This is a genomic window from Chloracidobacterium sp. D, assembly GCF_018304685.1.
Lineage (GTDB): Bacteria > Acidobacteriota > Blastocatellia > Chloracidobacteriales > Chloracidobacteriaceae > Chloracidobacterium > Chloracidobacterium thermophilum.
Genome location: NZ_CP072634.1, coordinates 1,499,389 through 1,513,681 on the forward strand (window position 1 = coordinate 1,499,389; position 14,293 = coordinate 1,513,681).

Annotated in this window: 11 protein-coding genes; 7 read left to right on the forward strand and 4 right to left on the reverse strand. The window is 62.5% G+C overall.

Translation table 11 applies throughout. The features are described from left to right. Nucleotides 1–85 precede the first annotated feature (85 nt). The 4 genes from cutA to J8C01_RS06270 all read right to left on the reverse strand — a co-directional run bounded on the left by cutA (nt 86) and on the right by J8C01_RS06270 (nt 2,798). Nucleotides 86–424: a divalent-cation tolerance protein CutA gene (cutA, locus tag J8C01_RS06255; protein WP_249355402.1), complete on the reverse strand. Its 339-nt coding sequence runs from the start codon at nt 422–424 to the stop codon at nt 86–88. A gap of 111 nt (nt 425–535) precedes the next feature. Then, nucleotides 536–1,552, reverse strand: coding sequence for a DNA polymerase III subunit delta (gene holA, locus J8C01_RS06260; RefSeq protein WP_211431363.1), 1,017 nt, complete (start codon nt 1,550–1,552; stop codon nt 536–538). Nucleotides 1,553–1,591: 39 nt separating this feature from the next. After that, nucleotides 1,592–1,921, reverse strand: coding sequence for a hypothetical protein (locus J8C01_RS06265; protein ID WP_014099779.1), 330 nt, complete (start codon nt 1,919–1,921; stop codon nt 1,592–1,594). A 19-nt stretch (nt 1,922–1,940) separates the two neighbouring features. Next, nucleotides 1,941–2,798, reverse strand: a complete 858-nt coding sequence (locus J8C01_RS06270; RefSeq protein ID WP_211431364.1) for a uroporphyrinogen-III synthase — start codon at nt 2,796–2,798, stop codon at nt 1,941–1,943. Between the two features lie 84 nt (nt 2,799–2,882). Between J8C01_RS06270 and J8C01_RS06275 the strand changes: the two genes are divergently transcribed. From J8C01_RS06275 to zwf, 7 genes are all read left to right on the forward strand, one after another. Next, the gene (locus J8C01_RS06275; RefSeq protein WP_014099781.1) at nt 2,883–3,857 is read left to right on the forward strand and encodes a pyridoxal-phosphate dependent enzyme; all 975 of its coding nucleotides are present in this window, start codon (nt 2,883–2,885) and stop codon (nt 3,855–3,857) included. A 30-nt stretch (nt 3,858–3,887) separates the two neighbouring features. After that, a complete protein-coding gene (locus tag J8C01_RS06280) occupies nt 3,888–4,901 on the forward strand; it encodes a hypothetical protein (RefSeq protein WP_014099782.1) in 1,014 nt (337 codons plus the stop codon). Nucleotides 4,902–4,922: 21 nt separating this feature from the next. Further along, entirely contained in the window at nt 4,923–5,579 is a 657-nt protein-coding gene (locus J8C01_RS06285; RefSeq protein WP_211431365.1) for a class I SAM-dependent methyltransferase, read from the forward strand. A gap of 550 nt (nt 5,580–6,129) precedes the next feature. After that, nucleotides 6,130–8,154, forward strand: a complete 2,025-nt coding sequence (gene tkt, locus J8C01_RS06290; RefSeq protein ID WP_211431366.1) for a transketolase — start codon at nt 6,130–6,132, stop codon at nt 8,152–8,154. A 93-nt stretch (nt 8,155–8,247) separates the two neighbouring features. Then, a complete protein-coding gene (locus J8C01_RS06295; protein ID WP_014099785.1) occupies nt 8,248–11,082 on the forward strand; it encodes a bifunctional transaldolase/phosoglucose isomerase in 2,835 nt (944 codons plus the stop codon). Nucleotides 11,083–11,199: 117 nt separating this feature from the next. Next, nucleotides 11,200–12,633: an NADP-dependent phosphogluconate dehydrogenase gene (gndA, locus tag J8C01_RS06300; protein ID WP_014099786.1), complete on the forward strand. Its 1,434-nt coding sequence runs from the start codon at nt 11,200–11,202 to the stop codon at nt 12,631–12,633. Nucleotides 12,634–12,733: 100 nt separating this feature from the next. Next, nucleotides 12,734–14,266 carry a glucose-6-phosphate dehydrogenase gene (zwf, locus tag J8C01_RS06305; RefSeq protein WP_211431367.1) on the forward strand — a complete coding sequence of 511 codons (1,533 nt, stop codon included), beginning with the start codon at nt 12,734–12,736 and terminating at the stop codon, nt 14,264–14,266. The last annotated feature ends 27 nt before the right edge of the window (nt 14,267–14,293 follow it).

The following is a 14,293-nucleotide window of genomic DNA, read 5'->3' on the forward strand; positions in this document are numbered from 1 at the left end:
CGCCACAGTTTCCAAAAACAAAACCCCAGTGCCTTGCCATCGCCACCGTCAGAACTTTGGGACAACCTACCAAAGTGCTATCCGCTCAGTCTGGCCCGGCCGTGCACTGCTTCTGAACCCAGGCAGCGTAAGCTGCGGACACCGCACAGCCTGGCAGCGCCAGAATCTCCGGCGTGGTGTACGTGTGCTGCTCCCGCAGGACGGCCTCCAGCGCCGGATAGCGTGCCGGCGTCGTTTTGATGACGAGCAGGTACTCGGACTCTTCCCGTTCGGCACCTTCCCACACATAGACCGAGGTCACCCCCGGTACGATGTTGACACAGGCGGCATATCCGCCACGAACGACCGTCCGGGCCAGCGCGCGCGCTGACTCGGCAGTGTCCGTCGTCACCAACACGACCCACACATCTGCGGTATGCGGCACAGGATGTTCCACCTTACAATCGCTGCTGTTACAGCTTTTTCCGACGACGCCGCCGAGTATAGCAAAGCAAACTGGATTATTACACCCCGGATTTGCCGAAAAAAAATGCGGTTAACGTGGAGAAACCGCTGTCTCCGCCGCCAGCAGTTCACACAGGAAGAGTTCAAGCAGCAGTCGCGGCGTGGCATAGCCCCGTTTCAGGGCATCATCCACGAACTGGAGGCGGATGAGTCCCTGCCGCAGCCGGGCAGGCGACTGCTTGCGGACAGCGCCCAGAAAGGCACTTAACCGGTGGGGCGGCAGGCGCAACTCCCGGAGCAGGGTGTCACGGGGGGTGTTGACCGCCATGAGGTTGTGCGCCAGCAACATCTGGCGGAGTTGCCAGGCCAGCAACCCCACCAGCGCCACCGGTTCTTCACCCCGGCCGAGCAGCCGATGGAGCAGGCGCAGGGCCCTCGGCGCATCGCCCTGCCAGAGGGCTTCGGCCAGCAGAAAATTGTCCTCGTGCGGCGACCGGACGACCAGCGCGGCAACGGCTTCGGGCCCGATGCGCCCGCCCGGGCCGACGTAGTTCATCAGCTTTTCGGACTCCTGTGTCAGCCGCGCCAGGTCGCACCCGACAGCGCCGATGAGGGGCCCCAGTGCCTCCGGCGACCACTCGAACCCCTGCCGTCGCCCGTAAGCCAGAATCCACTTGCGGGCCTCTTCGGGCGTCAGCGGTGCACATTCGATGACCGTTGCCGCCTTGAGCAGGACCGTCACGGACGTACGGCGCTTGTCGAGCGTCCCGGCGCAGAATACAAGGGTCGTGGTAGGGACCGGCTGGCGGACGTAATCTTTCAGCAGCTCGACTTCCGCTTCGCTCAGCTTCTCGAAGTTCCGGGCCACCACCAGTCGCCGCGCTGGCGGCAGGGGTAACTCCCGTGCCACGTCCAGCACCCGCCGCAGCGTGTCCCGCTCGACATCGTGTTCGGAATAGTTGAAGTCCCGCGAGACACCTTCTGGGATCAGCCGGTGCAACATCTCCCGGACACAGGCCCGCTGGAGGTACGTGTCCTCTCCTGTGAGAACATACAGCGGGCCTGGCTCCGTCGTCGGCAGACGCTCCAGAAATTCGGTGGCTTTCATGGCTGCGGGGACGTGGGTCGGGCGGCGGCTGGCTGGCCGTCAGGTCGAAGCCAGCACGCGCACGAGGGCAGCGCTCGTCGAGCAGTCGGGAATCAGTACCTCAATGGCAATTTCCTCGCCACCCTGAATGAATTTGACGCCGGCCGCCGTGACTTCCTCGCGCAGCAGCGTTCCAAACCGGTCGTGGACGGTGAAATAAAGGTAAGGTGTCTGCAAACGGGTCAGTCCCGTGTTGATGACCGTCCCGGTAATGCGGACATCGCCGGATTCCAGCCGCCGGGCAAAGCAGGTCTCCACCCGTACAGCATAGTTGGGAATGTTCTGGACATCGGTTTCCAGGTCTTGTTCGAGGAGGAGCGGCGTCGGCATAAGCGGTTCTCCTTTGGAATCAGGTACCGGTTGGTTCCTCTGGTGGGAGTGCCTCCGGTTGGGACGCAAAATAGGCGGCAATGGCCTCGGCCAGAGCCGGCAGAGTGGCTTCCGGCGGCTCAATGGCCACGTCGAGACCCAGGTCCCGCACGGCCTGGCTGGTTACGGGGCCAATGCAGGCCACCTTGGTCTTTGCCAGCAATGCACCTGGCGCGATATTCGGAAAAGCCTCGGCCATCTGAAGCGCCGCCGAGGGACTGGCAAAGGTCACGACATCGAACGCGCCGGATTGCAGACGTGCCTGCCACAGCACCGGGTCAAGATCGGCGCGCACCGTCTGATAGGCTTCGACCACCTCCAGGGTCACACCCAACGCCGTCAACGCCTCGCCGAGCACTTCACGCGCCATCCGGGCGCGCGGCTGCAACACCCGCAACCCGGCAACCTGCCCCCCGTGAAAGGCGACAAGGCTTTCCACGACGCCTTCTGCATTGAAGTGCGCGGGCACAAGGTCAACTTCCAGCCCGGCATCGCGCACCACCCCGGCCGTGGCTTTGCCGATGGCGCATACGCGCAGCCCGGCAAGCAGATCGGATTGGTCACCGTGAAACGCCATGCGGTTCAGAAAAAATCTCACCGCATTGGCGCTTGTGAAGAAAATCCAGTCGTAGTGGCGGGCCGTTCCGGCTTTCTGCTCCCGCAGCCGCTGCAATGCGGCATCCAGGGGCTGCCAGCTCACCGGGTCGGTCACAGCAATTGTGGGCAGGGCCGTTACCTGCGCGCCGTACTGTTCCAGCAACGCCACAAAGGCCGCCGCCTGATGGGCGGCGCGGGTGACCAGAATGTGCTTACCGTGAAGTGGACGTGTCTGCGTCATAGCCCTTTTGCTTACCTTCAACATACTCCCAAAGAGGGACTCGGAAATAGCAAAAGCTGGACTGGTGTGCGATACTTGCCCGTTATGACAAAGCCTGGTGCCCTGACGCTGGCGGATGTCGTCGCCGCCCAGCATCGTCTTGCCTCCCACATTCACCGTACTCCGGTTTTGACCTCGCGGACACTGGATGCCCGGGTGGGGCAGCGTGTGTTTCTCAAGGCTGAAAACTTTCAGCGGGGCGGCTCCTTCAAGGTCCGTGGGGCCACGAACTGCCTGGCAACATTGGCTCCCGAAGTGCGTGCGCGGGGTGTTGTGGCGTTTTCTTCCGGCAACCACGCCCAGGGCGTGGCGCTGGCGGCCCGGACGTTTGGCGTGCCGGCCACCATCGTCATGCCCACCGATGCGCCGGCGGCCAAAGTTGCCGCCACCCGTGGCTATGGCGCCCGGATCACCACTTATGACCGCCAGCGGGATGACCGCGAAGCCCTGGCCTGCCGGCTGGCCGAAGCAACCGGCGCAACGGTCATTCCACCTTATGACCACCATGCCATCATGGCTGGCCAGGGAACGGTGGCCCTTGAACTCCTGACCGAAGTGGGACCGCTCGATGCCCTGCTCGTTCCGGTGGGCGGCGGCGGGCTGCTGGCCGGATGCGCCACGGTGGCCAAAGCCTGGTCGCCGGACCTTGCGGTCTATGGCGTTGAGGCCGAACTGGCCAACGACACCTATCTGTCTTTTCGGGCCGGTCAACGGCTGACCATCCCCCCACCGGCAACCATCGCCGACGGCATGCGCAATCTCACGCCGGGTCGTCTGACCTTCCCCGTTCTTCAGCGCACGGTGACGGACATCCTGCTGGTGTCCGAGGATGAGATTCGCGCAGCGGTGGCGTTTCTCCTCACCCGGCTGAAGGTGCTTGTCGAACCGACCGGCGCTGTAGGTGTGGCCGCGCTGCTGGCAGGTAAAGTCCCCGTGCAGGGCGGACGGGTTGGGGTTATCCTTTCCGGCGGCAATGTGGATGCCGTCCAACTGGCAGACTGCCTGAACCAATGCGATTGATTCTGTCTTCGTGAGGAAGCTCGGCAAACGATGGATGAGCAATTCCCGTACATAGCGGATGGATTGGCGTACCTGGCACAAGTGGAGAACCTCCGGCAGTCATCCCCGCAATCCCCGTACCTGAGCCGACCTGACGTCATCGAAAGTTACCAGCGGTGGCAAACCTACTTTCAGACTGTGCTGGTCACACCGACTTTTTATCTGGCCTTTCTCAGCTATCTGGGGAAACTGCCGCGCCCGGATTTGGTCAACTACCTGCGGCAACACTTCCCACTCACCAGCGGTCAGACCAGCAGCCCAGGTGCAGCCGATAGCGGAGGACGCCCCGGTACGCCCACCACGCCGCCGGGGATGCCCGACAGTGGTGGCGTCATTCCCCTTGACCGGCTGATTGAGGAATACCGACGCGAGCAGATCGCCCGGCAGCAGGCGGCTGCGCCGGGAAGCCACACCGACGAAGAAGACCTGGAGATTGAGCGTAGCCTGACGCCCGACCGGCCGGTAGCCGCGCTCGGCCACCTTTCAAAGGAAGAGTTGCTGGCACGTATTGAGCGCCTCGAACAGGACAACCGCAGCCTGCGCCGCCGCCTTCAGGTCAAGCTCGGCCGGCGGGATGTCAGTGAACTCGAAGCCGTTGTGGCTGAATATGAACGGCGGATGCGCGAAGCCGAGCAGCAGCTTGATGAACTGCGCCGTACCATCCAGGACAGCGGCAAATTCAGCACAGAAGACATATCTGTACCGCCTGATGCCACCAGTCCCGAAGCCGAACGCCTGAAACTGGAGAAGAAATACCAGAAGACGCTGGCCGAGGTGGCCATCCTCGCCCAAGGCATGCTCAACCACCTGACGACGTTCCTCAATGACAAAGCCTGTATGGTGGGACCCGGCGAGCAGTTCGACATCGTCATCAAATTCCCGGAAATGCAGGCGCCGGTCGTCCAGATGATTCGCAAGCTCAAGCAAATCGAAGACCTCAGCAAGCGGCGGTGCGGGATTCCCGAACTCAACGAACTGGTTGATCAGCTCTTTGGCTCTCACTAACGGCCGTCACAGCTCCGTGCCATGGGCAAGTTTGCCGACAACTACGACAACTGCATGCGGCCGCTGGAGCGGCGTTTTTTTGAAGTGCGGCGGCGGCAGCTTATTCCTCAAGCCGCAGGTGAGGTTCTTGAAATTGGCGGCGGCACCGGCGCCAATCTGCCGTTCTATGGAACAGCCGTCACATCGCTGATGTTCACCGACCCTGACCCGGCCATGCTGTGGATAGCTGCCGCCAAACCGCGGCCGCCCCACCTTGCCGTCACCTTTCTCGAAGCCACAGCCGAGGCGCTCCCTTTCCCGGCGGCCAGTTTTGATACGGTTGTCACGACCCTTGTGCTGTGCAGTGTGCGCGATCCCATGCAGGCGCTGGCTGAAATCCGGCGGGTTCTGCGGCCTGGCGGCTGCTTTCTGGCGCTGGAACACGTCCGCCCGCAGGGCTGGCTGGGCTACCTGGCGGATGCCCTGACTCCGCTCCAGAAGCGACTCGCCGCCGGATGCCATCTCAACCGCCAGACCCACCGGGCCATTCGTCAGGCGGGTTTCAGCATTCGCTGCGAGCAGTTTTCCATACTGAACATCCTCGCCGAAATCGAGGCGGTTTCGGACAAAACCGGTGATCGCACCCGCTCCTGCCGTGGCGGGGCGCGGCTGTCGTCGAAGCCGCAGATGTGCGATTGAGCCTGCCGGCAAAAGGCAAAAAACTGACATACAAGAGAAAGTATCAACTGGATTGAGCTGGTTTCTGAAAAAACACCCCGGTTTTTTGCCGGGGTTTTCTGATTCCCCGCCCAGCCGACCTCATTCAAGAAATAGCTTGAACCTTGATGCAGTCCGCACCGATACATCTCCAAGCCTGAAAACCCGCAACAACTTATTGTTATTTCCGTCAGGTTTTTTCAATCGGCCGGCCTCAACTTTTCCTCACACTTTCACGGAATTCGTACGTAATGGTTGAAGTAAGCCAAAGCCGTGGGGTCAAAGGTCTTTCCGGCCTGTACCCGGCAGATGAGCCGGTTGGCTGCAAAAGCCCGAATCCAGAAACCGGCGCGTGCCCCCGGACCGTGTTGCCGCAGTCTCGGATGGCTGCAAAGGCCGCCAGCCTGCGAGCCAGCGCGCGTTTGGGCTTGCTTTCAGCCCGGCAGGGACGATACAAACACGCCAACCGTCCGTTTCAGTACCCTTCCTGACCACATCCCATCCCAAAACACGCTGAACCTGTCCTTCGACCATGGCTTCTTCCTCTGTTCCGAATGCCGCTGGCGATGCCCTTGACCAGCTCTGTATCACCACTCTGCGTACCCTTGCGATTGATGCCGTTGAACAGGCGCAGTCGGGCCATCCCGGCGCACCGATGGAGAATGCCCCCTTTGGCTATCTGCTCTACACGCGCTACCTGCGCCACAACCCCCGCAACCCGCAGTGGCCAAACCGGGACCGGTTTGTACTGTCCGCCGGCCACGGCTGCATGCTGTTGTACGGGCTGCTGCACCTGACCGGCTACGATCTACCTTTGGACGACATCAAGCGTTTCCGCCAGTGGGGTTCCAAGACGCCCGGCCACCCGGAATACGGACACACGCCCGGCGTGGAAACGACGACCGGCCCGCTTGGTCAGGGCCTGGCCACTGCCGTCGGGATGGCCATTGCCGAAACCTGGCTCGCTGCCCATTTCAACCGTCCCGGACACAACCTGGTGGACTATTACACCTATGTGCTCTGCAGCGACGGCGACCTCATGGAAGGTGTCGCCTCGGAAGCCTGTAGCCTGGCCGGCACACTCAAGCTCGGCAAGCTCATCGTCTTTTATGCCGACAACCGCATCACCATTGACGGAAGCACCGATCTGGCCTTCCGCGAGCAGGTCGCCACGCGCTTTCTGGCCTACGACTGGCACGTACAGTCCATCGAAGGCAACGATCTCCGGCAAATTGCCCAGGCCATCGAGCAGGCGCAGCAGGAAACGACCCGCCCCTCGCTCATTGTGGCGCGTACGCACATTGGCTATGGCAGTCCCAACAAACAGGATACGGCCAAGGCCCATGGAGAACCGCTTGGGGCCGAGGAAGTCAAACTCACCAAGCAGGTTTACGGCTGGCCCTACGAGGAACCGTTCACCATTCCGGCCGAGGCGCTCGAAGTCTATCGGCGGTGCATCCCGCGCGGCGAACGGCTCGAAGCCGAGTGGCAGGCCCGCCTCGCGGCCTATGCAGCCGCGTTCCCTGATCTGGCCGCCGAATGGCAGGCCTTCCAGACGCAAACCCTGCCGCCCGGCTGGGATGCCGACCTGCCCCACTTCACCGACGCCATGGCCACCCGCCAGGCTTCCGGCAGCGTCATCAATGCTCTGGCCCCACGGCTGCCGTTCCTTATCGGTGGTTCGGCCGACCTGACGCCCTCCAACAACACGACTATCAAGGGTGCGCCGGCCTACAGCGCCACCACCCGCGCCGGCCGCAACTTTCACTTCGGCGTCCGGGAACACGCCATGGGAGCCATTCTGAACGGGCTGGCGCTGACACCCGGCTTCATTCCATACGGCGGCACGTTTCTCATCTTTTCTGACTACATGAAAGCGGCCATCCGCCTGGCGGCCCTGATGCGCCTGCGGGTCATCTATGTCTTCACCCACGACAGCATCGGACTGGGAGAAGACGGGCCGACGCACCAGGCCGTCGAGCAGCTCGCCGGACTGCGCGCCATTCCGAACCTGACGGTCATCCGGCCGGCTGATGCCAATGAAGTCACCGCCGCCTGGTGTACGGCCATTCGCAACACGGAAGGACCGACGGCCATTGTCCTCACCCGCCAGAAAGTGCCGACCTTTGACCGCACGCGCCACGCCCCGGCCAGCCTCCTCTCCAAGGGTGCGTATGTCTTTTCAAAAGAACAAGGTGACACACCTGACCTCATCCTGATTGGAAGTGGCTCGGAACTCCAGTGGGCCGTCGCAGCCCAGGCGCAGCTCCAGCAGGAAGGGATTGCCACCCGCGTCGTCAGCATGCCCAGTTGGGAGTGCTTTGAACAACAACCGGCTGAGTATCGCCACAGCGTGCTGCCACCAACCATCAAAAAGCGGGTTGCCATTGAGGCGGCCGCTCCGCTTGGATGGAGAGATTACATTACAGATGAAGGTGCAATCATTGCCATGAAAGGATTTGGCGCATCAGCGCCATTTACCTTTCTGATGCGCGAATTTGGCTTCACCGTTGAAAACGTCGTCGCCACAGCCAAGTCGCTGCTATCCCAAACCTGACCGGGCAGAGCCTCACCCCAGTCTCACGCTTTACTTCACGTAGATGCAGTCAAATTGAAGCCTGAAGGGCTTTTACCTATGGGAGTAGTACCTATGAATCCTCTCCGGGCACTCCACGAACAGGGACAGTCTCCCTGGCTCGACTACATCCGGCGCAGCCTGTTCACCAGCGGTGAACTCCAGCGGCTCATTGATGAGGATGGGCTGATGGGCATCACGTCCAACCCGGCCATCTTCGAGAAAGCCATCACCGGCAGCCAGGACTACACTGCCGCCCTGGCGGCACTGGAAACCGAACACCTCGATGCCATGGCTTTGTACGAACGGCTGGCCATCGAGGACATCCAGCAGGCCGCCGACCTTCTCAAACCGGTGTATGAGCAAACCCAGGGGCGGGATGGCTACGTCAGCCTCGAAGTTTCCCCCTACCTTGCCAAGGACACAGATGGCACGGTCGCCGAAGCCCGCCGGCTGTGGCAGGCCGTTCAGCGCCCGAACCTCATGATCAAGGTGCCGGCGACCCCGGAGGGGATTCCGGCCATCCAGACGCTGATTGGCGAGGGCATCAACATCAATGTCACCCTGCTCTTTTCGCAGGAAGCTTACCGCCGGGTGGCCGAAGCCTACCTGGCCGGTCTCGAAGCCCTGGCGGCCTCCGGCGGCGACCTCCGGCGGGTCGCCAGCGTTGCCAGCTTCTTCGTCAGCCGCATTGACTCGCTCGTGGACGCCAGACTGGAAGCCAAACTCAAGGCCGGTGAAGGCGACCGGGCGCTGCTCGAAAGTCTCCGGGGCAAGGTGGCCATCGCCAACGCCAAGCTGGCCTATCAGGCTTACAAAAAGATATTTGCCGGTGAACGCTGGGAACGACTGGCCGCAGCCGGTGCGCGCACGCAGCGCCTGCTGTGGGCGAGTACCGGCACGAAAAACCCGCAGTACAGCGACGTGCTCTACGTCGAGGAACTCATCGGGCCCGACACGGTCAACACCATGCCGCCGGCCACGTGGGAAGCCTTCCGCGACCACGGACGGGTGCGTCCGACGCTCGAAAGCGACCTCGACGCGGCACACGACACGCTTGAAACCCTTGCCAAAGTTGGCATTTCCCTCACCGAAGTCACGGACACCCTGCTCGTCGAGGCCGTCCGGCTCTTTGCCGAACCTTTTGACAAGCTTCTCAACTCGCTCGACAAAAAGTGCAAGGCCGTCAACTGGACGCGCCTCAACGCGCAGGAGCTGCACCTTTCGGCCGAGCATCGCCGGCTGGTGGAGGCCGAACTCGATGACTGGAAGATCAAGGGCAAGGTGCGACGGCTCTGGATGCGGGATGCCAGCCTCTGGACCGGCAGTGACGAAAGCCAGTGGCTCGGCTGGCTGGGGCTGGTGGAAGACCAGATGGCCAACCTGCCAACGCTGATGGCGGCTGCGGCCGACATCCGGCAGCACTTCCGGCACGTCGTGGTGCTGGGTATGGGTGGCTCCAGCCTCTGCCCGGAGGTGCTGCGGATGACCTTCGGCATCCTGCCGGAAGCGCCGGTGCTTCACGTTCTCGACTCCACCGACCCGGCGCAAATTGCCGAACTCGAAGCGCGGCTCGACCTGGAGCAGACAGCATTTATTGTCGCCAGCAAGTCCGGCAGCACGCTCGAACCCAACATCTTCAAGCAGTACTTCTTTGAACGGATGAAGCAGGTCGTCGGGCCGGAGCGCGTCGGACAACACTTCATCGCCATTACTGACCCCGGCTCAAAGCTCGAAGGCATCGCCCGGGCCGATGGTTTCCGCTACATCTTCACCGGCGTGCCCAGCGTCGGCGGGCGGTACTCGGCGCTTTCCAACTTCGGCATGGTGCCGGCGGCCATAATGGGCATCCCTGTTGGCGAGTTTCTCGATCTGGCCGATGATATGGTCAACGCCTGCTCGTACTGTGTCCCGATTGCCGAAAATCCGGGGGTCGTTCTGGGTTGCGCGCTGGGTGTGCTGGCCAAAGCCGGACGGGACAAGCTGACCTTCATCACCTCGCCCAAGCTCTGGGACCTGGGGGCCTGGCTGGAACAGCTCATTGCCGAATCCACGGGCAAGCAGGGGAAAGCCATCATTCCCGTGGAGGGTGAGTTCCCCAGCGACATTTCGGTGTACGGCGACGACCGCATCTTTGCCTACCTGCGCCTTGACGACGACGACAACGACGCGACCGATGCCGCCGTGGCCGCCTTCAAGGACGCCGGCTATCCGGTCATCGTCAACCGGCTGGCGACGGAAATGACCCTGGGGCAGGAATTTTTCCGCTGGGAAATCGCCACGGCCGTGGCGGGGGCCATTCTGGGCATCAATCCCTTCGACCAGCCTGATGTCGAAGCCAGCAAGGTGGCCACTCGTGAACTGACGGCAGCGTATGAGCGCACCGGGGCGCTCCCGGAAGAAACGCCGGTCTTTGAGGCCGACGGTCTCCGGCTGTTCACTGACCCGGCCAACGCGGCAGCGCTCGGCACGCACGACAGTCTGGACGGCTATCTTCGCGCCCATCTGGGGCGACTCCAGCCGGGCGACTACTTTGCCCTGCTGGCCTACCTGGAGATGAACGCCCTCAACAAGGCCCATCTGCAAGCCATCCGGCATGCCGTTCGGGAAGAAAAACGGGTGGCGACCTGCCTGGGTTTTGGCCCGCGCTTCCTGCACTCAACCGGGCAGGCGTACAAGGGCGGACCCAACACCGGCGTCTTTCTTCAGCTTACCTGCGAGGACGCCTATGACATGCCCGTACCAGGGCAGGGCTACACCTTTGGCATCGTCAAGGCGGCGCAGGCGCGCGGCGACTTCCAGGTGTTGGCCGAGCGGCAGCGGCGGGTGCTGCGGGTCCACCTTGGCAGGGATGTTGCAGCCGATCTGGTGAAACTCCGTGAGGCGGTGGCTCAGGCGCTGGCGCACTGAACAACCACTGAACAACCGGCCATCACACGGTGGCACAACGTGGTGGCAGAGGCGTTGGGCGGCTTTGTTCACCGTGTTTTTTGACCGCATTCACACAAGGAGCGAGGCACGAACGTTATGGCGGAAGGATTGGCCGACATCGGCATGATTGGGCTGGCCGTGATGGGCAGCAATCTGGCACAGAACATCGAGCGCAACGGATTCACCGTGGCGGTCTGGAACCGCGATCCAAAGCGCGTGGACGATTTTATGGCGACCGTCGGCGCCGGCAGGAAGTTCATCGGCGCGCACACCCCGGAAGACTTTGTGAAGTCCTTGGCGCGCCCCCGCAAGGTGATGCTGCTGGTCAAGGCCGGGGAGGCTACGGACTGGACGATTGAACAGATCAAACCCTATCTCGAACCGGGCGACATCATCATTGATGGCGGAAATGCGCTCTACCACGACACCATCCGCCGGGAACAGGCGCTCAGGGCGGCGGGGCTGCACTTCGTCGGATGCGGTGTTTCCGGGGGTGAGGAAGGGGCGCTGTGGGGGCCGTCGCTGATGCCCGGCGGCGCGCGTGAAGCATACGAACAACTCCGGCCGATTTTTGAGGCGATTGCCGCCAAGGTGGATGACGGCCCCTGCGTCACCTACATCGGCCCCAACGGTGCCGGGCATTTTGTCAAGATGGTGCACAACGGCATCGAGTACGGCGACATGCAGCTCATTGCCGAAGCCTACGACCTGCTCAAGCGCGTCGGGAAACTGACGGCCATGGAACTGGCAGCCGTGTTTGCGGCCTGGAACGAAGGCGTCCTCAAATCATTTCTCATCGAGATCACTGCGCAAATCTTCCGCGCCATTGACCCGGAGACGAACCAGCCGCTGGTGGAACTCGTCCTCGACAAAGCCGGGCAGAAGGGAACGGGCAAATGGACTTCCGAAACGGCGCTCGACCTGGGTGTTCCGGTTCCGACGATTCAGGCAGCGATTGATGCGCGGGTGCTTTCGGCGATGAAAGAAGAGCGCGTGGCGGCCAGCCAAGTCATTGTCGGCCCGCCGACATCGCCGGAAAGCCTTGATCAGGGAGACTTTATCGTTCTTGTCCACAATGCGCTCTACGCCAGCAAAATCTGCTCTTACGCCCAGGGCATGGCGCTGCTCGCCACGGCCTCACGGGTCTATGACTGGAACCTCGACCTGGGCGAAATCAGCCGCATCTGGAAGGGCGGCTGCATCATCCGCGCGCAGTTTCTCGACAAAATCAAACAGGCTTACCAGCGGCGGCCCGACCTGCCCAACCTGCTCCTTGACCCCGACTTCAACCAGTGGATGACCGACACCCAGACGAGCTGGCGCAGTGTGGTGAGCATCGGCGCGCTGGCCGGCGTCCCGCTGCCAGCAATGAGCGCCAGTCTGGCTTACTTTGACAGCTACCGAACGGCCACGCTGCCGCAAAACCTCACCCAGGCCCAGCGCGATTTCTTCGGCTCACACACCTACGAGCGGGTTGACAAACCGGAAGCGGGGTTCATCCATACGGAATGGAAGCAACTCATTCAGTAAACCCGCTTCGGCTAGTAAACCCGCTTTGGCCCCGACCACCGTCACGGACGGGTGTCGCGGTTGCACCGGCCGTGACGGTGAGCGTAAAGGAGCACATCCTATGGCGAACGATCTCAATCCCCTGCGCGCTGAAGCCCGCGTCGAACGCACCCCAGACCCCTGTACCGTGGTCATCTTTGGCGCTTCGGGCGACCTGGCCAAACGCAAGCTCGTCCCGGCGCTGTTCAATCTGGCCCGTGAGCGCCGCCTGCCCGGCGGTTTTTCCATCGTCGGCTATTCCCGCAGCCCCCTGAGCGACGAAGCTCTGCGGGCACTGATGTACGAAGCCGTTGTCCAGTTTTCCAGTTCGGGTCCGCCCACAGCCGCCGAGTGGGAGAGCTTTGCCGCCGGCATGTTCTACTGCCAGGGTGGGTATGACGATGTCGCCGGCTACACCCGGCTCAAAGAACGTCTGGCGGCGATTGATGCCGAACGGGGCACGAGCGGCAACCGGATTTTTTACCTCTCCACTCCGCCCAGCCTCATCGGCCCCATTATGGATACGCTGGGCGCTTCCGAACTGGCCCGGAGTGCGCCCGGAAGCTGGACGCGCATCATCATCGAGAAACCGCTGGGCTACGACCTCAAAACCGCCCAGGAACTCAACGCCCACATCAGCCGCATTTTCGATGAGAGTCAGGTCTATCGCATTGACCACTACCGCGCCAAAGAGACCGTTCAGAATATCGTCGCCATGCGGTTTGCCAACGGCATCTTTGAGCCGGTCTGGAACCGCCGCTACATAGACCACGTGCAGATTACGGCTGCCGAAGCCGTCGGCGTCGAAGGGCGCGGTGGCTACTACGAAGGCTCCGGCGCGGTCCGCGACATGCTTCAGAACCACCTGCTCCAGTTGCTGGCCCTGGTGGCGATGGAGCCACCGATCTCGCTGGAAGCTGATGCCATCCGCGACGAAGCCATCAAGGTGGCCAAAGCCATTCGCCCCCTGGTGCCATCCGAGGTGGATGCCCATGCCGTTCGGGGGCAGTACACCGCCGGCTGGGTTGGCGGCAAGGCCGTTCCCGGCTACCGCGAGGAGGAAGGCGTCAGCCCGACTTCAACCACGGAAACCTACGCCGCCATCCGTTTTGAGATTGACAACTGGCGCTGGGCCGGCGTGCCGTTTTTCCTGCGCTCCGGCAAGCGCATGACGAAGCGGGCGGCCGAAATTGCCGTCCAGTTCCGCCAGGTGCCGATGCGCCTGTTCAGCACAACGGAAGCCGATCTGCACGAACCCAACCTGTTGGTGATGAAAATTCAGCCCGATGAAGGTCTGACGCTGCGGCTGGCGGCCAAACTCCCCGGCCATGCCATTCACCTGCGCTCGGTCAACATGGAATTTCGCTACGGCACGTCCTTTGGCGTCCGGTCGTCGGAAGCCTACGAACGGCTCCTGCTCGATTGCATGTTCGGCGACGCCACCCTGTTTACCCGGCGCGACATGGTGGAAACCGGCTGGGCGCTCATGATGCCCATCCTCGATCACTGGGCGGCATCCGGTGAACGCAACCTGCACTTCTACGAGGCCGGCACCTGGGGGCCGGAAGCCGCCAACCGGCTCATGGATGAGGGGCGCGCCTGGCGACGGCTCTGACCTGCCGGCGGCCAAGCCAGGCCCAAT